18 protein-coding genes and 1 tRNA gene are annotated in these 19,259 nt (G+C 67.3%); 7 read left to right on the top strand and 12 right to left on the bottom strand.

The genetic code is table 11. The features are described 5' to 3' along the window. The first annotated feature begins 40 nt into the window (after nucleotides 1-40). A complete protein-coding gene (locus ACYU8W_RS10385) occupies nucleotides 41-3,079 on the top strand; it encodes a UPF0182 family membrane protein (RefSeq protein ID WP_499468861.1) in 3,039 nt (1,012 codons plus the stop codon). On the opposite strand, the gene ACYU8W_RS10380 is transcribed toward ACYU8W_RS10385, so the two are convergent. The 4 genes from ACYU8W_RS10380 to ACYU8W_RS10365 form a co-directional block, all read right to left on the bottom strand. Then, nucleotides 3,080-3,664, bottom strand: a complete 585-nt coding sequence (locus tag ACYU8W_RS10380; protein ID WP_499468859.1) for a TetR/AcrR family transcriptional regulator — start codon at nucleotides 3,662-3,664, stop codon at nucleotides 3,080-3,082. After that, nucleotides 3,661-4,395, bottom strand: coding sequence for an ABC transporter permease (locus tag ACYU8W_RS10375; protein ID WP_499468857.1), 735 nt, complete (start codon nucleotides 4,393-4,395; stop codon nucleotides 3,661-3,663). The genes ACYU8W_RS10380 and ACYU8W_RS10375 overlap by 4 nt, the downstream gene beginning before the upstream one ends. Next, nucleotides 4,392-5,138 carry an ABC transporter ATP-binding protein gene (locus tag ACYU8W_RS10370; protein WP_499468851.1) on the bottom strand — a complete coding sequence of 249 codons (747 nt, stop codon included), beginning with the start codon at nucleotides 5,136-5,138 and terminating at the stop codon, nucleotides 4,392-4,394. The genes ACYU8W_RS10375 and ACYU8W_RS10370 overlap by 4 nt, the downstream gene beginning before the upstream one ends. A gap of 152 nt (nucleotides 5,139-5,290) precedes the next feature. Then, complete coding sequence (locus tag ACYU8W_RS10365) at nucleotides 5,291-6,064, bottom strand: integrase catalytic domain-containing protein (protein WP_499468839.1); 774 nt, start codon at nucleotides 6,062-6,064, stop codon at nucleotides 5,291-5,293. 33 nt (nucleotides 6,065-6,097) lie between these two features. Here ACYU8W_RS10365 and ACYU8W_RS10360 point away from each other — a divergent pair. Next, nucleotides 6,098-7,371, top strand: a protein-coding gene (locus tag ACYU8W_RS10360; protein WP_370447369.1) for an IS3 family transposase whose coding sequence is annotated in 2 segments (ribosomal slippage) — nucleotides 6,098-6,446 and nucleotides 6,446-7,371 — 1,275 coding nt in all. Because the reading frame shifts where the segments join, the coding sequence is not laid out codon by codon here. On the opposite strand, the gene ACYU8W_RS10355 is transcribed toward ACYU8W_RS10360, so the two are convergent. Further along, nucleotides 7,372-7,797, bottom strand: coding sequence for a hypothetical protein (locus ACYU8W_RS10355; protein ID WP_499468837.1), 426 nt, complete (start codon nucleotides 7,795-7,797; stop codon nucleotides 7,372-7,374). It abuts the gene before it with no gap. Between the two features lie 131 nt (nucleotides 7,798-7,928). Between ACYU8W_RS10355 and ACYU8W_RS10350 the strand changes: the two genes are divergently transcribed. From ACYU8W_RS10350 to ACYU8W_RS10340, 3 genes are all read left to right on the top strand, one after another. After that, nucleotides 7,929-8,005: transfer RNA gene (locus ACYU8W_RS10350), tRNA-Met, on the top strand. 181 nt (nucleotides 8,006-8,186) lie between these two features. Beyond that, a complete protein-coding gene (locus ACYU8W_RS10345; protein WP_499468835.1) occupies nucleotides 8,187-8,459 on the top strand; it encodes a helix-turn-helix transcriptional regulator in 273 nt (90 codons plus the stop codon). Nucleotides 8,460-8,502: 43 nt separating this feature from the next. Continuing rightward, nucleotides 8,503-9,576 carry a tyrosine-type recombinase/integrase gene (locus ACYU8W_RS10340; protein WP_499468833.1) on the top strand — a complete coding sequence of 358 codons (1,074 nt, stop codon included), beginning with the start codon at nucleotides 8,503-8,505 and terminating at the stop codon, nucleotides 9,574-9,576. Here the strand turns inward: ACYU8W_RS10340 and ACYU8W_RS10335 are convergent. Together ACYU8W_RS10335 and ACYU8W_RS10330 are read right to left on the bottom strand one after the other, a co-directional pair. Beyond that, nucleotides 9,573-10,208, bottom strand: coding sequence for a nucleotidyl transferase AbiEii/AbiGii toxin family protein (locus ACYU8W_RS10335; protein WP_499468831.1), 636 nt, complete (start codon nucleotides 10,206-10,208; stop codon nucleotides 9,573-9,575). The two genes, ACYU8W_RS10340 and ACYU8W_RS10335, sit on opposite strands and share 4 nt — an antisense overlap. Then, a complete protein-coding gene (locus ACYU8W_RS10330; RefSeq protein WP_499468829.1) occupies nucleotides 10,205-10,717 on the bottom strand; it encodes a helix-turn-helix domain-containing protein in 513 nt (170 codons plus the stop codon). The genes ACYU8W_RS10335 and ACYU8W_RS10330 overlap by 4 nt, the downstream gene beginning before the upstream one ends. Before the next feature lie 94 nt (nucleotides 10,718-10,811). On the opposite strand from ACYU8W_RS10330, the gene ACYU8W_RS10325 reads away from it, so the two are divergent. After that, nucleotides 10,812-11,480 carry a type IV toxin-antitoxin system AbiEi family antitoxin domain-containing protein gene (locus ACYU8W_RS10325; RefSeq protein WP_499468827.1) on the top strand — a complete coding sequence of 223 codons (669 nt, stop codon included), beginning with the start codon at nucleotides 10,812-10,814 and terminating at the stop codon, nucleotides 11,478-11,480. On the opposite strand, the gene ACYU8W_RS10320 is transcribed toward ACYU8W_RS10325, so the two are convergent. The 3 genes from ACYU8W_RS10320 to ACYU8W_RS10310 form a co-directional block, all read right to left on the bottom strand. Continuing rightward, nucleotides 11,395-12,531 (bottom strand): DUF6880 family protein, encoded by a 1,137-nt coding sequence (locus ACYU8W_RS10320; protein WP_499468825.1) that lies wholly within the window; start codon nucleotides 12,529-12,531, stop codon nucleotides 11,395-11,397. The two genes, ACYU8W_RS10325 and ACYU8W_RS10320, sit on opposite strands and share 86 nt — an antisense overlap. A gap of 229 nt (nucleotides 12,532-12,760) precedes the next feature. Continuing rightward, nucleotides 12,761-14,524, bottom strand: coding sequence for an oleate hydratase (locus tag ACYU8W_RS10315; protein WP_499468823.1), 1,764 nt, complete (start codon nucleotides 14,522-14,524; stop codon nucleotides 12,761-12,763). A 67-nt stretch (nucleotides 14,525-14,591) separates the two neighbouring features. Beyond that, nucleotides 14,592-15,596, bottom strand: coding sequence for a zinc-binding dehydrogenase (locus ACYU8W_RS10310; protein WP_499468821.1), 1,005 nt, complete (start codon nucleotides 15,594-15,596; stop codon nucleotides 14,592-14,594). Between the two features lie 76 nt (nucleotides 15,597-15,672). On the opposite strand from ACYU8W_RS10310, the gene ACYU8W_RS10305 reads away from it, so the two are divergent. Further along, entirely contained in the window at nucleotides 15,673-16,305 is a 633-nt protein-coding gene (locus ACYU8W_RS10305) for a TetR/AcrR family transcriptional regulator (protein ID WP_499468819.1), read from the top strand. Nucleotides 16,306-16,479: 174 nt separating this feature from the next. Here the strand turns inward: ACYU8W_RS10305 and ACYU8W_RS10300 are convergent, their stop codons facing one another. Both ACYU8W_RS10300 and ACYU8W_RS10295 read right to left on the bottom strand, forming a co-directional pair. Further along, complete coding sequence (locus tag ACYU8W_RS10300; RefSeq protein ID WP_499468817.1) at nucleotides 16,480-16,815, bottom strand: hypothetical protein; 336 nt, start codon at nucleotides 16,813-16,815, stop codon at nucleotides 16,480-16,482. Beyond that, nucleotides 16,812-19,178 carry an ATP-binding cassette domain-containing protein gene (locus ACYU8W_RS10295; RefSeq protein ID WP_499468815.1) on the bottom strand — a complete coding sequence of 789 codons (2,367 nt, stop codon included), beginning with the start codon at nucleotides 19,176-19,178 and terminating at the stop codon, nucleotides 16,812-16,814. The genes ACYU8W_RS10300 and ACYU8W_RS10295 overlap by 4 nt, the downstream gene beginning before the upstream one ends. Between the last annotated feature and the right edge of the window lie 81 nt (nucleotides 19,179-19,259).

The raw sequence follows: 19,259 nt of genomic DNA, 5'->3' as shown, positions 1-19,259 counted from the left end.
TCCAGGACGCCAGTTGGCGCGAAGCCCGACGGAGGTACACGTGAGTTCGGCCGACGACAACGCACGCGGCGGTTCGGCAGACGGGCCGGGCGGACGCGACGACGCGTGGACCGCGCTGGACGAAGCGCGGCGACGCGGGGCCGGACGCCGGCGCTGGCTGATGCTGGGTGTCGCGCTGTTCCTCGGTTACCTCGCGATCCGATTCGGGGCTCGCCTGTGGACCGAGAAGTTGTGGTTCGACGCCATCGGCTACTCGCAGGTGTTCCGTAACGAGATGTTGGCCAGGACCGGGTTGTTCATCGCCGGCTTCCTGCTGACGGCGGGCCTGGTGTGGCTGAGCATGCGACTGGCCTACCGACACCGTCCTTTCCTTCCGCCGGGGTCTATCGAACCCGACGCGATGGAGCGCTACCGCGCGTTGGTCGAGCCGGCGCGGTCGACCGCGTTCAACGGCATCCCGATCCTGGTCGGTCTGTTCGGCGCCGGAGTCGCCGGTAGTCAGTGGAAGACCTTTCTGCTGTGGTGGAACCGCACCGACTTCGGGGTGAAGGATCCCAAGTTCGGCAGGGACATCGGTTTCTTCGTGTTCAGCCTGCCCTGGTGGCAGTTGGTCACCGCGCTGCTGACGATGGTGCTGATCTTTGCTCTGGTCGCAGCGGTGGTGGTGCATTACATCTACGGCGGCATCTCGCTCACCCGCGAACCCGGCTCCCGATTCACCTCGGCGGCCAGGCTGCATCTGTCGCTGGCGGCGGCCGGCCTCGTCCTCGTCCGGGCTGCGGCCTACTGGCTCGACCGGTATGCCCTCACCACGAAGGATGCGCGGCTGATCACCGGTATCGACTACACCGCCGACCACGCGCAGATCCCCACCAAGACCGTGCTCGCGGTCGCCGCCGTGCTGTGCGCCGGCATGTTCATCGCGACGATCTGGACGCGTACCTGGCGCCTACCGGTTATCGGGCTGTCCTCGATGGTCGTACTCACGTTGGTGCTGTCGGCGATCTACCCCACGATCATCGCCAACTTCAAGGTCAACCCGAACGCGCGTGCGCTGGAGTCGCCGTACATTGCGCACAACATCAAAGCCACGAAACAGGCGTACGGGATCACCAACCTGGTGGCGACCAATCAGCAGCCGGAGACGGCAGCCAAGCCGGCCGAACGTCGCAAGGACGCCGCAGCGATTCCCGGCATCCGGTTGGTCGACCCGTACATCATCTCGCCGACCTTCCGGCAGTACGAGGGCCAGAAGCAGTACTACCAGTTCGCCGACGTGCTCGATGTCGACCGGTACAAGGTCGACGGCAAGGAGACCGACGTCGTGGTCGGCGTCCGCGAATTGGATCAGTCGGGTATCCCTGCGGGACAGCGCAACTGGGTGAACGAGAAGACCGTCTACACGCACGGGTACGGCGTGGTCGCGGCGTACGGCAACCAGCGCGGTGACGAGGGCCAGCCCAACTGGCTCGCCTCGACGATGCCGCAGCAGAGCAAGGTCGGAAAGTTCGAGCCGCGGGTGTACTTCGGCGAGATGTCGCCGAACTACTCGATCGTCGGCGGACCGGAGGGTGCGGCTCCGGCCGAACTCGACTACCCCGACAGCAGCACCGGCGGCGAGCGTCGCACCACCTACGCCGGAAACGGCGGCGTCGCGCTCGGCGGGGTGTTCCGCAAGCTCGCGTACGCGGTCAAGTACCAGGAGTACAACTTCCTGTTCTCCGACAGCATCAACGAACAGTCGCGCATCCTCGACGTCCGAAACCCTTCGGACCGGGTGAAGAAGGTCGCTCCCTGGCTCACTGTCGACGGCGACCCGTACCCGATCATGGCCGGTGGACGCATCCAGTGGGTCATCGACGGTTACACCACGAGCGCGCGCTACCCGTACTCCCAGATGTCGTCGCTCGATTCCTCGACCGAGGACTCGATCACCAACAACGCCGACAACGTCCGCTCGATCCGCGAGGGGTCGATCAACTACATCCGCAACTCGGTGAAGGCGACCGTCGATGCGTACGACGGTTCGGTGAAGTTGTACGCCTGGGACGAGCAGGACCCGGTGCTGAAGGTCTGGCGCAAGTCGTTCGGTGGCACGGTGCTGCCGCTGTCGCAGATGCCGACGGCGGTGCGTGAGCACGTCCGGTACCCCGAGGACCTGTTCAAGGTGCAGCGCGAGATTCTCGGCAAGTACCACGTGAGCGACCCGGCGACCTTCTTCAGCGGCACGGACTTCTGGCAGGTGCCGGCCGACCCGACGCGGGCGGGCAGCGGTCAGCAGCCGCCGTACTACCTGTCGATCTCCATGCCGGGGGTGCAGCAACCCACCTATTCGCTCACCTCGTCCTACATCCCGGTCAGCAGCGGCGGTCAAAGCCGGCAGAACCTCGCTGCGTACCTCGCCGTCGACTCAGATGCGACGCCGAGACCCGGTCAGCCGAACGGCAGCTACGGCACGATGCGGCTGTGGACGATGCCTCGTAATGTCACGATCAAGGGGCCCGCGCAGTTCCAGAACGACGTCAACACCTCCAACGAGGCATCGACGACCTTCCCCCAGACGCTGTCGGTGTTCATGCAGGCCAACGGTGACCGAGTGCAGCGCGGCAACCTGCTGACGCTTCCCCTCGCGGGCGGGCTGTTGTACGTCCAGCCGATCTACGTAAAGGCCTCCGGCACAACGGGATTCCCGCTACAACGGGCGGTTGTCGTGCAGTTCGGCAACAAGCTTGCCTGGGGCGTGACTCTTGAGAACGCGCTCGACGATCTGTTCGGTGCCAGCGCCGCCGGCAGCGACGACGACGAGCAGCCCGATCAATCAGACACCGTCGACAAGGCTCTCTCGGACGCCAACAGCGCGTGGACGCGTGGGCAGGACGCCCTCAAGAAGGGTGACCTGGCCGGCTACCAGAAGGCGATGAACGAGATGAAGGCCGCGCTCGACCGAGCCGTGCGGTTGAACGGAGCTGCGGGCACGCCGACCCAACCGTCTCCGAGCCCGTCGCCCTCTCCCAGCCCGTCGCCGTCTGCGCCTGCCACGGCTCGCTCGTCCGCAGCACCGGCTTCCGCCACGCGTTAGTCAGAGTTCGCCGGTCAGGTAGCGCTGCAGATTGGGCGCGACGGCGTCGACCAGTTCGTCGATCTCGGCGTCCCGGACCGCAGGGAGACCCAGGATCTGGCGGGTCACCAGCAACCCGGCGATCTGACTGGCGAAGAGGGTGAGTCGCAGTTCGACATCCCGATGGTCGTCCAGGCGCTCGCGGATGGGGGTCAGGATGACGCCGGTCAGCAGGCCGCGGACGAGTTCGTCCTCGCCGTTGATGAGAGCCTGACGGAACCGGGCGACGATGCTCGGCCCGGCCGGTGAGGCCCACACGGTGAGGATCTGGCGCAACGCCGTCGCAGCGAGTTCGTCGATCGGGCAGGTGCGGACCGGCTCGAGCACCACGGCCGGGTCCGACGGGAACTCGACCGCCGCCACGAACAGGCCGCGCTTGTTGCCGAAGTAGTGGCTGATCAGTGCGACATCGACCTCTGCTTCGTCGGCCACCCGGCGCAGCGTCGTGCGGTCGAAACCGTTGGTGCTGAACAGTTCTCGTGCCGCGTCCAGGATGTCGTCCTTCGCGCTCGAGCCTGCGGAGCGGCGTCCGGTGCGGCGGCTCACTTGGTCTGCCTCGGCATCGACCATGCGGCCAGAGCCAACGCGCCGAGCGCGAAGAGGGCGAGAACACCGACGTTCGTCAGGACGTCCGCCGACGGGTCGGCCTGCGAACTGATCGCTTGCAGTCCCTTGACCGCGTAGGTCATCGGCAGGAGGTCCGAGAGCCACTGCAGGACGGTTGGCATTCCCTCGCGCGGTGCGAGCAACCCGCACAGGAAGATCTGCGGGCCGATGACGAGCGGCATGAACTGCACGGCCTGGAACTCGGTGTGGGCGAACGCGCTGGCGAGCAGGCCGGTGGCGACACCGACGATCGAGGCGATGACCGCGACCACGAGCACCCAGGCGATCGGCCCGGCCGGGTCGACGCCGAGCAGCCAGTGCGTCACAGCCACCAGGACCAGCCCTTGGACGAGAGCGGTCACCGCGAAGGCGACCGCGTAACCGATCAGCAGATCGGCTCGGTGCAGGGGAGTGGTGAGCAGGCGTTCGAGTGTGCCGCTGGTGCGTTCGCGCAGCATGGCCACGCTGGTGACCAGGAACATCACGAGCATCGGCAGGATGCCGAGCATGGTGAGCGCGACCCGGTCGAAGGTGCGCTCGTCGTTGAACACGAAGTACAAGAGCGTCAGCAACAGGGTCGGCACCATCACGATCAACCCCATCGTGCGGTGATCGGCCTTCAACTGCTGCAGGATGCGTTTGATCGTGGCAGTTGCGATTCGCGGGTTCATCGGTTGCCTCCAGTGCGGATGAGGGCGAGGAACGCGTCCTCCATGGAGTGTTTGCCGGTGCGTTCGAGCAGGTCGTCCGGCGGTAGATGGGCCAGTAGGCGACCGTCGCGCACGAGCATGACGCTGTCGCAGCGGGCGGCTTCGTCCATCACATGGCTGGACACCAGCAGCGTCGTGCCGGCTTCGGACAGCCCCCGCAGGTGGGCCCAGATGTCCTCGCGGGTCAGCGGATCGAGTCCGACTGTGGGCTCGTCGAGCACGAGCAGCTCCGGTTCGCCGACGAGCGCGCAGGCCAGGGATGCGCGGCTCGCCTGGCCGCCGCTGAGGTTCTCCACGGGGCGGTCGGCGAACTCGCCCAGCCCGACGGTCTCGATCGCTCGATCGGCGTCGTGCTTCGAAAAGCCTTGCAGTGCAGCGAAATAGGCAGCGTTGTCGCGCACGGTGAGGTCGCGGTAGACGCTGACCGCCTGGGTGACGTAGCCGACCTTGCGACGCAGCCCGGCGTCGGTCGGGGAGTGGTCGAGCACGCTCAGTTCACCGCGCTCGATCTTCTGCACCCCGACGATCGAGCGCATCAGGGTGGTTTTGCCGCAGCCGGACGGGCCCATCAGCCCGACGATCAAGCCTCGCGGTACCTCGAAGGTGAGGCCGTGCAGAACCTCGTTGCCGGAGCGGCTGACGACGAGGTCACGCGCGGAGACTGCCGCTCGCGAGGTGAACTCATCAGGCGTTGAATTCATCATGTGTTGAAATGTCCTCGAATGTCGGCTCGAAGTCAAGGGCTGGGTGGCCGACGGTGTTCGCGCTGGTCGAACAGCGTTGAGGCGCAGGGACTTTCAGCACTGGCCGCGCTCGCCTCCGAATGACGCTGAGTTGTCGATCATGTTGACTCACGTCAAGATGCCCGCGTGGAGTGAGTCGTTGACTCATCTGAATTTGCCCGCTTGGTGGGGTGGATTTTCTTGCGGCTGAGGTAGGTCGCGTTGCGCTTGGGTCGTTGTTCGACTTTGCCTCTGCGGCGGGCGAGTTCGATGAGACTGGCTTGGATTGCGTGGATCTGACGGCGTAGTTCGGCGGGGTTGATCTGGGTGGCTCGTGTGCTCAGGTCAGCGGTGTCTTGATCGGTGAGGTACTGCGGGTGGTCCCGGGTCAGGCGGTGCAGCGGGGTCGCGGCGGTGTCGTAGGTTTTGGTGACCTTGGCGCCGTTGCGAGACTTGCTGCGCAGCTTTTGTTGGGGCAGGTAGAGGTTGTCGAGTGCTGCTTGCAGGGGCCACAGTTGGTTGAGCAGGTCGAGCTCGTGGCGGGTGTCGTACCGGTAGTAACCGACCGCGCGGCGGACGCTGGACCAGTTCTTCTGCTCGACGTAGGCCTGGTCGTTGCTGTGGTGGGCCCGGCCGCGGGTCAGGGTGATACGTCGCGCGTCGCACCACTTCGCGAGGTGGTGGTTGATGAACTCGCCCCCGTTGTCGGAGTGGATTCCGTTGATGCCGAACGGGAATCGCAGGATCAGGTCGGTCAGGCCGGCGGCGACGATTCGTTCGCCTTTGGAGCGGACACTGATCGCTTCGGTCCAACCGGTCGCGATGTCGGTGGCGTCCAGGGTGTAGTGGAAGGCTCCATTGTTGTCGCGGGGCCTGACCCCGGTTCTTGGACACGCTGAATCCAGCACCTGGTGCTGGGGAAGCGAGATGATCCGAGAATCATGGCCAGGAAGAACTACTCCGAGGAGTTCCGTCGTCAGGCCGTCGACTTGTACGAGTCCACCCCGGGTGCCACGGTCCGCGGCATCGCCGAGGACCTCGGCATCGTGCGTGGCACGCTGCGGGGTTGGCTCGAGGTCTACGGGACCGGCAAGAAGACCGCCGCTGACGGGACGTTGACCTCCAGCCCGCTGCAAGCCAAGACGTCCGCCGCGAGCTCGTCGGCACCGACGGACGAGACGCCGGAGCAGAGGATCGCCCGGCTCGAGGCCGAGAACGCGGCGTTGCGAGCGGAGACCACCAAGCTCACGACCGAGCGGGAGATCCTGCAGCGGGCGGCCAAGTATTTCGCCGGGGAGACGCGCTGGTGAGTCGCTTCCAGTTCGTCGCCGACAACTCCGCCACCTTCGAGGTGAAGCGACTGTGCGAGCTCGTCGAGATCGAGCGCTCGTCCTACTACGCCTGGCTCAAGGCCGCGCCGGCCCGCGAAGCCAGAGCAGCTGACGACGCAGCGCTGGCTGAGCGGATCAGAGCGGTCCATGCCGAGGACAACACTCAGGGCGCGCCGCGGATCACCGCCGAGCTCAACGCTCAACTCGGTGACAGCGCGGCTGCCGGTGAGCGGGTCAACCACAAGCGTGTCGCGAGGGTGATGCGCTTTGAGGGCATCCGCGGCTACATGAAGAAGCGCCGGGTCCGCACCACGATCCCCGAGCCGTCGGGGCAGAAGTACCCCGACCTGCTCCAGCGTGACTTCACCGCCGAGCGCCCCAACGAGCGCTATGTCGGCGACATCACCTACCTGCCGCTGGCCGACGGGACGAACCTGTACTTGGCGACCGTGATCGACTGCTACTCCCGTCGGCTGGCCGGGTGGGCCATCGCCGACCACATGCGCACCGAACTCGTCGAGGACGCCCTCAAGGCCGCCGCCGCGACCCGGGGCAGCCTCAAGGGCGCTGTGTTCCACAGCGACCACGGGTCGGTCTACTGCTCGAAGGCCTACGCCAAGCTCTGCCGCAAGCTCGGCGTGACCCAGTCCATGGGCGCCGTCGGATCCAGCGCGGACAACGCCCTCGCAGAGTCGTTCAACGCCACGATGAAGCGTGAAGTCCTCCAAGACGCCGCCTGCTGGAGTGACGAGCTGACCTGCCGTCGGCAGGTCTTCAGATGGCTCGTCCGCTACAACACCAAGCGACGCCACTCGTGGTGTCGCTACACCTCGCCGGTCGCCTTCGAGACCGGCTACACCGCTACGCTGCGACCTGCTGCGTAATCACACCCCGTGTCCAAGATCCGGGGGTAGGGCCCGGTCGATCGTGGCGGGTGACATTCGTAGCAGCGCGGCCAACGTGTCAGGGGTGCAGTGCAGTTCGCCGTGGGCGATCAGCGCGGTGGTCAGGTCGGGCAGCGCAGGGTGCAGTCGCTTCCCGGTGGGGCCGTCCAGGACCACCCAGCAGGTCACCAGGGCATCGATCACGGCAGGGTCGTAGCGGTAGACCGGATCACGCTGTGCTCGGGGACGATTCGGGTCGTGACCGGCGACCGCGCGGCGGAGCATCTTGCGGGCGTGGTCCCTGTGCCACCCGTTGACCGCGACCAGATGGTCCAGGATCGCTGTCTTCTCCGCCTTCGTCGCCTTCGGCCACGCCTTCACCTGCGAGACCAGGACCGCCTTGCGCTGACCCACCGTGAGCTCCATCCATCGAGGCTGCACCCCACGCGGGCATTCTGGGATGAGTCAATGACTCCACCCACGCGGGCATTTAGCGTGAGTCAACGCGTCGATTTGGTGAACGGCGAACCGGTGATTTATGGTTATGGACATACCGACGCGGGGTGGAGCAGCTCGGTAGCTCGCCGGGCTCATAACCCGGAGGTCGCAGGTTCAAATCCTGCCCCCGCTACCAGGAAAGTCCAGGTCAGCCACAGGTTGACCTGGACTCTCGCTTTGGGGGCAAACATGCGTTCCCATCGTTACCCATCACATTGACCGTCGGTGGTCGAGTAGCCCGCGAGGAACGAGCGGGCGTATCGAGACCGATCCGGTCGCTTCGGGACTGCTCGTCTCGCCTCGCACACCTGATGTGTATGAACGCCACGGACCTGGGGCTGGAGCCCCTCATCGGGGTCGAGGAACTCGCCGAGTACCTCGGTGTCCCCGTGCGGACCATCTACGACTGGCGGCTGTCCGGCCGGGCGCCGCGGGCCTACAAGTTTGGCAAGCACCTGCGGTGCGCGGCGAGTGACATCGCCGCGTGGCTGGAGGAACGGCACGAGGGCGGCTCTCTTGAGGAGGCCACGCATCCCCATTGGCGGGTATGGCGAGATCACGTTCATCCCGCGGGCAAAGGGCAACGTTGAGGATCGGACCCGGTTCCGTGACTGGGACGGGCAGACGCGACTGGTGCAGGCGACGGCGACGTCGAGACCGGCGGCTGAGGCGGCTCTGAAGAAGAAGCTCACCCAGCGCAACGTCTTTCAGCCCGTAGACACCACGCTCACGCCCGACAGTCCCTTTCTGGCGTTGGTCAACTACTGGCTGGCGGACCTGGACCTGGACCTGGAGAACCGGATCGCTCCCGCGACCCGTTTCAACTACGAGCGGGACATGGAGCGGCTGGTCCTCCCGGCCTTCCGCGGCTATTCGCTGCGCGAGATCGGCGTCGCGCGCTGCGATGCCCTGCTCAAGCAGTTGGGTCAGGAGTCGTACTCCGCGGCGAAGCGGGCGCGGACTGTGTTGCGGCAGTCGTTCGCGCTGGCGGTGCGGCACGAAGTGCTGGTGCGCAATCCGATCGACAACGTCTCCCGACTCCACAAGCCGAAGCGGACCCCGACGGCCCTGAGCGCCACCGAGGGCAACGCGATCCGCGCCGTGATCAAGGCGTGGGAACAGTCCAGCGGTACCTCGGGCCCGAATCCCGACGGCCAACTCGGCCAGATCGTCGAAGTCATGCTGGGCACGTCCGCCCGGATTGGCGAGGTCCTCGCGATCCGCCGCCGCGATCTGGACCTGACGACGACGCCGGCGACACTACGGATTTGCGGCGGGGTCATCTCCGAGCGCGACGTCGGGACCTACCGACAGGAGCACCCGAAGACCGAACGTTCCAACCGGGTGGTCGCGCTGCCGTCCTTCACAGCCGAGGCACTCCGACGACGGTTGGCCATCATGGCTGATCATTCGCTGGACGCGCTCGTGTTCCGCAGCCGGGAGGGGACCCCGCTCACGACGGCCAACGTGCGGCGCCAACTGCGCAAGGTCCTCGGTCCCGCGGGCATCGAGGGCGTCAGCCCGCACATGTTCCGCCGTACGGTCGCGACGGTGATCAACGAGCAGGCCAGCCTGAACTTGGCCTCGGAGTTGCTCGGCCACACCGATCCGAAGGTGACTATCGAGCACTACATCCGCCGCAACGAGCAAGTGAACCCGCTGACCGCCGAGCTGCTTGATCAGGCGTTCGCGCGCGACGATGACTAACGCCGATCGAGCTCGTCGGCCCACGCGTCGAAGTGTGCGCGGATCTCGGCGATCGGCACGCCGACGTCGGGGAAGTCCTCGTCGCCGATGCGCTGGTGCGACCGGAGCGTCTGCGCAAACACGGGGAGGTCGAAACCCAAGTCTGTCTCGGCTGCAGCCCGCACTGTGTCGGCTCGATCGAACCGTTGGTTGAGCACGTAGACGTCGACGAAGTCGCGCGGCTCCGCGCGCCCGAACAGCGCGAGCGTCTTGCGCACGGCGAGCTCGGCGGGGGCGAAGGTCGGCCCTGCCATGGTGACGGTGGGTGCACCGGTCGGCGGGCTGTCGACGGCAAGGTCGATGAGGACGACTTCTGGGCCGGTGATCGCCCAGCGCCGGAACTCCTCGCCGGTGCGCTTAAGTTCGACGGACCACCCGCGTTCAGTGACAGCGGTGACCAGCGCATCGCTGGCGGTATCGACCCTCCCGAGTTGGCGGGCGGTGAAGAAGTCGAGATCCTCAGTTGGCCGAGGCACGATGCCCTGGGCGATGAGAGCTCCGCCGCCTGCAAGCAGGAACCCGGCCGACTCGGGCAGTGAGAAGAAAAGCGTGGCCAGCACTACCTGGAACTCGCTGAGCCCAGAGTCACTCATGCGATCGCGCCGAATGAGGTGATGAGCGGCTCCCATTCGTTCCGGATCCCCGCCGGGATGACAAGGTCGCCCCAGAGGTCGACCAGCAGTGCTCCATCGATGTAGGTGAGCAGATCGGCGGGCTCGCCTTCGCGGAGGACGATCTCGTAGACCCTGGCCCGGTCGCGCCGGTCGCGAAGGTTGTAAGCCCGTGACGGGCCGGACCAGTGCAGGTGCTGAGGCAAAGTCACAGTCCCGAAGGCCGCCGCGGTGTCGAGGCGCCACAAGCGATCAGGCACAACGAACGGCTCGCCCCGGGCGCCGGAGTGGGTCGTGAAACTGACGCGGGGCACGAGGTCGAGGTCGAAGCCGCTGCTGTTGACGATTCGCTCGGCGACAGCGAGCGTCGGCGACTTCGTGCCGTGCTCGTACGTCGAGAGCGTTGGCTGCGAGGTGCCGGAGCGGCGCGCCAACTCGCGCTGCGACAGTCCACTTCCGCGGCGTGCGCGCTCGATGATCGTTCCAGCCATGCCCATCATGATATCCGCTTAGATATCGCTCCTCAAGTTCTCCGGACGGCGACGCACCCAAGCAATAGTGTTACGTTCTCATGACACTTCTGCCGTGAGTGCCAAGCGGCTCGCCAGGCCGGTGCTGTGGGACATCGCGGCCGAATTACGCGGCTTCGTCACCTCGCAGCAGTCCAGGGACGCCGGCATCGGCAAGCACGCGCTCCAGATGCTCGTACATCGGGGAACCCTTGAACGAGCAGCTCATGGCGTCTACCGGTTCCCGCAGTTCCCGGCTGGCCAGCGCGACAGTCTCATGCTCGCCGTGCTGTGGACCACGGTGCCGGAAGCCGCGCTATCGCACGAGACCGCGCTCGACGCCTACGGCATCAGCGACGTGAATCCCAACCGCATCCACCTCACCATCGCCAAGCGGCGACGGTTCAGGCGCGCGGACGGAGACGACTACGTCGTGCACCACGACGACCTGGCCGCGAAGCACATCGGCTGGTGGCAGGAGATCCCGACGGTCACTCCGGCGACGGCCACCGCGCAATGCGTTGTCTACGGCACACCGACGTACATGCTGCGCCAGGCGATCGAACGCGGGCACAGGCAGCGCTACCTCAAGGCTGCCGAAGGAGACGAGCTGACGCAGCATTGGAGTGCGCAAGGACGGGTGACTGAAGTTGTCGTTGTCAGGGCAACCCTGCTCGGTCAAACTCCTGTTGCAAACGCGCTCGCCTCCGATGGGTCTCGCGCAGATCCGCGATCAGGGCGTTGACCTCCGCTGACTTCGCCGACCCTGCACTGAGCTTGCGCATCGTCGCCAGCCGCCTGGCGGCGAGCCTGTAGTTCTTGGCGCTCGCCTCTTGGAGGAGCTCCTCCACAAGGCGCTGATGGATGGGAAGCACGGCAAGCGGATCGATCTTTTCGCAGACCTTCACAAGCTCGGCCCACGTGGAGCAACTGTCGAGTGCGAGTGAATGCGCCAGGTTCCAGGCGAACTCGGGTTCCTTCAGCGTGCGCAGGGTAAAGAGGACCGCGTCGCTCGGACTCGCCGCGAGGCTGGCTACAACCTCGTCCTGGTAATCGGACCACGCCTTGCCGGCGGCCTTGTGCAGACGGGCCGCGGACGTCGACGAGGGCCACTTGCGGAACACCGAGAGCCGCGCGTCGAGCGCTTCGGCTGGCCGGTGTGCCTCCAAGAGGCCGCACCAGTAGTCCGCGGCCTTGCGTGCCTGATGGCCGCGGTCGAAGTCGGTGGCCTGCTTCGCCCAGTCGATGGCGAGATCGATCTCGCCGATCTCCTCGAATGCTTCGGCGGTGTCCTCCAGCCAGGCCGCGACCTTCCGGTCCCTGGCATGCGTGCGGACGATCGCCTCGCTGTCGTGGTCCAGCACCGCCAGCCGTTGGGCGTTCCAGTCCAGCGTGAACCATGTATGGGAGTGGCCGGAGTTCCACCGGTCGGACGGACGGGGACCAAGCTTCGCCTCGACCTCGGCCAGCTTCTTCCGGTAGGAGGCCATCCCGACGTCGCCGAGTGCCGGAGCGTACGCCACCGGGTCGAGCTCGAAGTAGTCGACTTCGTCGTCATCGAACTGGAACTTCATCATCCAGTCGATCAGCTTCCCGACCGGCGTCCGGGCCGCGGCGGCTGCCTGCGGGTGGAGCGCCAGCAGCCGACGGCACGCGTCGCCGATGATACCGCTGGAGTCGTCCGCGCGCGCGATTACCTTGAGCGACGACGCGAGCGCCCGGTGCGTGACCGAGTAGATCTCGGCCGGTTCGGTCGTGGGGATGGCGGCTTCGAGGATGTCGACTGCCTCGTGCATGTCCCGGCCGTGCGCGTTGGCGGCGCTGTATCGGTAGAGGTCCGATCGGGTGCGGATCAGTGGGAGTACGGCGTCAGCGAGGGTGCTCACGGAAACCATTGTCTCCACGTTGCCCACCGAGAGCGAGGAGGACCGGCGTCGGGAGCGCGAGGCCGAGGTCCGGCGTGTGAGCACCGGCTCGCCCGGCGGGTCGCCATCGAGGCGGGCCGCACGGCCGGCGCCTGACGGCTCAGCCGCGCAGGAGCCCGGCCTGCTCGAGGAGGCGTCCGATCTGGTTGTCGTCGAGCCGGTCGACGAGCTTGGAGCGCACCCGCCCGGGGCCGGGGACCTTGATCGGGTCGCCGTCGCGGAGTCGGGCCGAGGCGTCGAGGAGCGCCCGCACGTCGTAGGTCGACCCCCACACCTCGGGGACGGCTCGCTCGATGCCGAGTAGCGAATAGGCCGCCTCCATCCCGGTGCGCACGGAGTACTCGGTCGTGAAGATGCAGTCCCGGCTCGTCTCGGCGAACTGGCCGATGAAGGCGAAGTTCTGCGCCCCCTCGGGGACGACGTCGGGGCGGTCGCCGGCCTTGCGCGGCATGAAGAAGCTCGTGACGTAGGGCATCATGACGGGCACGCAGGTCGCGCCGTTGGCCGCCAGCTCGGGGATCTCCTCGACGGGGACACCCATGTGGTAGAGCCACTCCTGGACGATCTCCTCGCCCGTGCACTCCTGGATCGACTTCTTCACGTAGTCGCCGGGGACGTTGCTGAAGAGGGCGTAGACCCAGACGACGACCTGGCCGGGGCCCTGGGCCTTGAACTGCGGCTGACGGTTGACCGTCCACGACAGGAGCCACGAGGAGTCGCGCGCCGTGACGATCCCGCCGGTCACCGTGCGGCCGGAGAGGGGGTCACGGCCACAGATCCGGCGGATGTGCTCGGGGATCCGCTCATCGAGGGTCGTGACCGTCGCCGACTCCCACTTCGTCTCGGGAATGCTGCTGCAGAAGACCTCCGGGCGGCCGAATGCCGGGTCCTTGCGGGCGACCTTCTTCCACAGGTCCCAGGCCGCCGCCGGGCCCTCGTCGAGCCGGGCCGGCGTGTGGTGGTCGCCGTCATCGGAGTTGTCGACGAGAGAGCCGATCGTCATGAGGACCAGGTCGTCGGGACCGAGGTCGACGCCACCCTCGACGCCCTCACGTAGCCAATGGATCCTCGTCGCGCGCTTGCGGGCCGCCGTGATGTCGAAGTCGACGTCGGTCACCTCGGTGTCGAACTGGAAGGTGACCCCCTGGTCGATGAGCCACCGCGTCATCGGCAGGACGAGGGACTCGTACTGGTTGAAGCGGGTGAACTTCAGCGCGGAGAAGTCCGGCAGGCCACCGACGTGGTGGATGAAGCGGTGTAGGTAGAGCTTCATCTCCAGGGCGCTGTACCACTCCTCGAAGGCGAACATCGTGCGCCAGTAGAGCCAGAAGTTGCTCGCGAGGAAGTCCTTGCCGAAGACCTCGTTGATCCGCTTGCCCTCCATCTCCTCCCGCGTCGCGAGGAAGACGCGGGTCAGGTCCTTCTGTGCCTGCCGGGAGAGGGTGAACTTGCCGTCGCTCTCGACGGGTCGGCCCTGTTTCTCGGTCTGGCGACGAAGGCTGTAGTTGGGGTCGTCCTTGTTGAGCCAGTAGAACTCGTCGAGGACCGAGGCGCCCTGGACTTCGAGACTCGGGATCGAGCGGAAGCAGTCCCACAGGCATTCCATGTGATCCTCCATCTCGCGACCACCGCGCAGGACGAAGCCCTTCTTCGGCTTGCGGATGCCGTCGAGCGCTCCGCCGGGGAGGCTGATCCGCTCGAGGATCGTGATGTTCTCGCCCTTCATCTGGCCGTCGCGGATCATGAAGACCGCCGAGGACAGCGAGGCGAGGCCGGCGCCGACGAAGTAGGCGCGCTTGGCGTCGACTCCCTCCGGCTTGCGCGGGCGGGCGAAGGCCTCGTAGTTGCCACTTGCGTAGTACATGGTTGTCCTTCCGTGTGCGAATGCGGTTGTGCGGTTGTGGGTCTGGGCGCGCCTGCGGAGGCAGGGCTCAGGGGATGAGGACGAAGCGGATCGGGTTGCCCTCCTTGCGCTCGAGCCGGTCGATGACCTCGGGCGCCTGGTCGAGGGGGAAGGTCTGGGTGACGCTCGTCGAGAAGTCCAGCCGCTGGTGCTCGAGAAGGTGGACGAGCTCGAGGACGTGCTTGCCCTCGCTGCCGTAGCTGCCGAGGACGGCCTGGCCCTTGAAGGCGAACGCGGTGTCGCTCTCGATCTCGAAGCCCTTGCCGGCGAGACCGACGACGACGAGCCGGCCGTGCACCCCGAGGGCGCGCAGCGCCTGGGTCCGGACTGGGCCGACGCCGGCGAAGTCGAAGGCCGCGTCGAGGCCGCCCGGGGCGAGGCTCGCGATGACCTCGGGCGCCTCGTCCGGGGAGGCGACGGCGTCGGCTCCGAGGGCGAGGGCGCGGTCGCGCGCGGCCTCGATCGGGTCGACGGCGATGATCGGGGCGGCCCCGCTCATCCGGAGCAGCTGGACGGCGTGCGCGCCGAGCCCGCCGAGGCCCCAGACGCCGACGGCTTCACCGGCGCGGACGTGCGCAGTTGTGCTCACCGCTGCCCAGGGCGTCGAGATCGCGTCCGGGATGATCGCGGCCTGCTCGAAGGGGAGGCTGTCCGGGATCGGGACGACCGTCTCGGCGCGGGCCACGGCGTAGTCGGCATAGCCGCCGTCGTAGTCGACGCCACGGGTGAGGACGCGTCCCTCGCGGGTCCGGTGCCCGGCCTGGAGGAGCACTCGGGTGCCGACCTCCGGGCCGTGCGTGTCGGGCCCGAGCGCGTCGACGACGCCGGCGACCTCGTGGCCGAGGGTCACCACGTGCCCGTCGAGGAAGAGCGGCGAGATGGTTCCCTCGACGAGGTGGACGTCCGAGAGGCAGACGCCGGCGGCTTTGACGGCGATGCGGATCTCACCGGGGCCGGGCGTGGGGACGGGCACCTGCTCGACGGAGACGGTGTGTGCCTGGAGGTCGGCGCGGACGGCGGTCATCGTGGCCATGGAGTGCTCCTTATCGATTCGTGTAATTCATTCAAACATGAACGCCTTCATATTTGTACCCCGCTACGATGAAGGGATGCCGAAGATCACATCCGCCGACCCTGACCGGGCGCAGTCGCCGGCGCTCGGACGACGGGAGCGAGCGAAGGCGGACAAGCGCGCCCGCATCCTGGGAGCTGCCCGAGAGCTGTTGCGCGAGAACGGCTTCGAGCGCATGACCGTCGTGCAGGTCGCCGATCGCGCCGACGTGGCCGTCGGTACCGTCTTCCAGTACGCCGCCTCGAAAGCCGAGCTGCTCATGATGGTCGTCGCCGACGAGTACGCCGACACGATCCCCACGGTGCTGCGCTCCCGGGCCGGCCGGCAGGCCCCGGCCGCGCGTGTCCGCCAGCTCCTCGAGCCGCTCGCGACCCGGGCCTTGCAGGACCCCGACACGAGCGCGGCCATCGCCCGCGAGCTCCTCTTCGGCACCGAGGGCCCCCACCGCGGCGAGGTCATCGAACTCGTCGCGAGCCTCGAGCGGGAGATCGCACGGACCCTGCACGAGAACGCCGGCGCCGAGCGCGCCGAGGCGGCGGCCCGGCTCATCGTCGCCGGGGCGATCCTCGAGCTGAACCGGACCCGGACGGCGCGGGCGAGCCGGGGGACCGTCGAGCGGCGGCTCGTCGAGCTTGTCGACCTCGCGATCGCCGGGGCCACGGGCGGGTGACACGGGCCGCGTTGGGAGACTGACGCCTGCTAAATGAGTCTGGTGTGGCTCCGTCACGCAGTGGCGATCGTAGGTTGGCATCCATGACCACCCACCAGAGCGACTTCGCGGTCCAACGGGGCGCCGAGCGTGCGATCGTCGATGCCCTGGCCGCAGGCACCTATGCAGGTGAAGTCAGGCATGCTCACCCGCGCCAGTCGGATGCCTCGCGGTCCGCTCACGCAACCAGGTAGTCGTTCCGGCGGCCATGCCCCGCGACTTGGGCGTCTGGTGCACCGGGACCACGATGAGCGAAGCCTCACGTCGCAGGGACCACTTGATGGCGTGATAGACGGCTGACAGCGATTCAGTGCTGTTCACGGCGATAAGTCCCGGGGCAATAAGCATCGCTTCATGCCACGGCCCCTCCAGGTCGGCTAGGTCGGCCAGGTCTTCCGAGGTCCAAGCGAGGTAGACGGTCAATGTCGTCATCCTTTTCGACGTGCGCAGCGGCGACCGCAGCCAGCTCATGTCCGCTCGAGCCGCCGCGCGAGGTAGGGCGCGGTCACGCTCCCGTCGGCCTGCACGACGCCGGCCGGCGTCCCGGTCGCGACGACCCGACCGCCGGCGTCTCCTCCGCCCGGGCCGAGGTCGATGACCCAGTCGGCTGTGGCGATCACGTCGAGGTCGTGCTCGACGAGAACCACCGTGTTGCCGGCGTCGACGAGCTGGTGCAGCTGGCGCAGCAGCAGCGCGGTGTCGGCGGGGTGCAGTCCTGAGGTGGGTTCGTCGAGCAGGTAGAGAGTGTGGCCCCGGTGCGCCCGCTGGAGCTCGGTAGCGAGCTTGATGCGTTGCGCCTCACCGCCGCTCAGCTCGGTCGCAGGCTGTCCCAGTCGCAGATATCCCAAGCCCACCTCGCGCAGCGTCCGAAGGCTGCGTGCAACGGTCGGCACGTCGGCGAGGAACCTCGCGGCATCGTCGACGGACAGGGCGAGGACCTCCGCGATGTTCTTGTCGCGATAGGTGATCTGGAGCGTCTCGGGGTTGTAGCGATCGCCGTGGCACGTCGGGCAGGGAGCGTAGGTGCCAGGCAGAAAGAGCAGCTCGACGGAGACGAATCCCTCGCCCTGACAGGTCTCGCACCGGCCCCCGGCGACGTTGAAGGAGAAGCGGCCGGCGCCGTAGCCGCGGGCACGGGCCGCGTCCGTGGCGGCGTATAGCTTCCGCACGGCGTCGAACATCCCCGTGTATGTCGCGAGGTTGGACCGCGGCGTCCGGCCGATCGGGCGCTGATCGACCAATACCAGTCGGTCGAACGACTCACGAGCAGTCGGGTCCTCGGCCAGGACCTGGGTGACCAGGGTCGACTTGCCGGACCCGGACACCCCGGTGACGGCGGTCAGCACGCACAGCGGGATGTCGACAGACAGGTCGTGCAGGTTGTGGCGATGTACGCCGGTCAGTCGCAGCCAGCCCTGCGGGGCCCGCGCATCGTGCACAAGCCGCTCAGAGCGACCGAACAGGTAGGCGCTGGTGACCGAATCCGTCACCTCTTCGAGGTCCGCGACTGGGCCGCTGTGAAGCACCCGACCTCCGGCCTCGCCCGCACCCGGGCCGATGTCGACGACCCAATCTGCTCGTCGTACGACGTCGAGGTCGTGCTCCACGACGAACAGCGTGTTGCCGGACGCCTTGAGGCGGTCCAGGACATCCAGCAGCGGCTCTGCATCGGCCGGGTGCAGTCCGGCGAAGGGCTCGTCCAGGACGTAGACGACCCCGAACAGACCCGAACGCAGCTGGGTGGCGATCCGCAGGCGCTGCGCCTCTCCGGGCGACAGCGTCGTCGAGCTCCGTCCCAGGCTCAGGTAGCCCAGGCCCAGATCGAGGAGCACCTCGACGCGCGCGACCAGGTCCGCGCAGATCCGCACCGCGACCTCGTCGGCACCCGCGGGCCGCTCAGCGACCGGACGCAGCAGAGTCACCAGCGCTGTGAAGGGCAGGTCGTTGACCTCGGCGATGGAACGCCCGAGGAAGGTCACCGCGAGGGCCTCGGGCCGTAGTCCACTGCCCTGGCAATCCGGGCAGGGCGCTTCCTGCACGAACCGCATGGCCCGCTCGCGCATCCGCTCGCTCGTGGAGTCGGCCAGCACGTGCATCACGTGGCTGCGCGCGCTCCAGAACTTCCCGTAGTAGCCGTGGTCGACGCGACCTGGTTCCGGCTCGATGAGCACCGAGGGCTGCTCGTCGGTGAACAGCAGCCAGTCGCGGTCCCGCTTCCTGAGACTGTGCCAGGGCTTGTCGACGTCGATGCCGAGCCCCATCACGATGCTGCGCAGGTTGGCGCCCTGCCACGCGCCCGGCCAAGCGGCGATCGCCCCTGCACGGATGCTCAGTGACGGGTCAGGGACGAGCAGCTCCTCGGTGACGTCGTGGACGACGCCCAGGCCGTGGCAGCGCGGGCACGCGCCCGCGCTGGTGTTGGGCGAGAACGCCTCGGCCGCGAGGTGATCGGCACCAGCCGGGTAATCGCCGGCCCGCGAGTAGAGGATCCGCAGCAGGTTGGACAGCGTGGTGATGGTGCCGACCGACGAGCGCGAGGTGGCCGCGCCCCGGCGCTGCTGAAGCGCGACCGCAGGCGGCAGGCCGGTGATCTCCTGCACGTGCGGGGCGCCGACCTGCTGCAGCAGCCGGCGCGCGTAGGGCGCGACCGACTCGAAGTAGCGGCGCTGCGCCTCGGCGTACAGCGTGCCGAAGGCCAGCGACGACTTCCCCGACCCGGAGATCCCGGTGAACGCCACCATCACGTTGCGAGGAATGTCCACATCGATATTGCGCAGGTTGTTCTCATTGGCACCGCGAACATGCACAAAGCCATCGGTCGCATCGGTGGTCACGTGCTGCCCCTGTCGGTCGCCCTCGGTGTCGTCGACGACAAGTTATCGCGCTGCCCGAACGCCATCGTCACTGAGACTCGT

This window comes from Yimella radicis (genome assembly GCF_054778255.1).
This window is presented reverse-complemented; position numbering and strand designations above follow the sequence as displayed.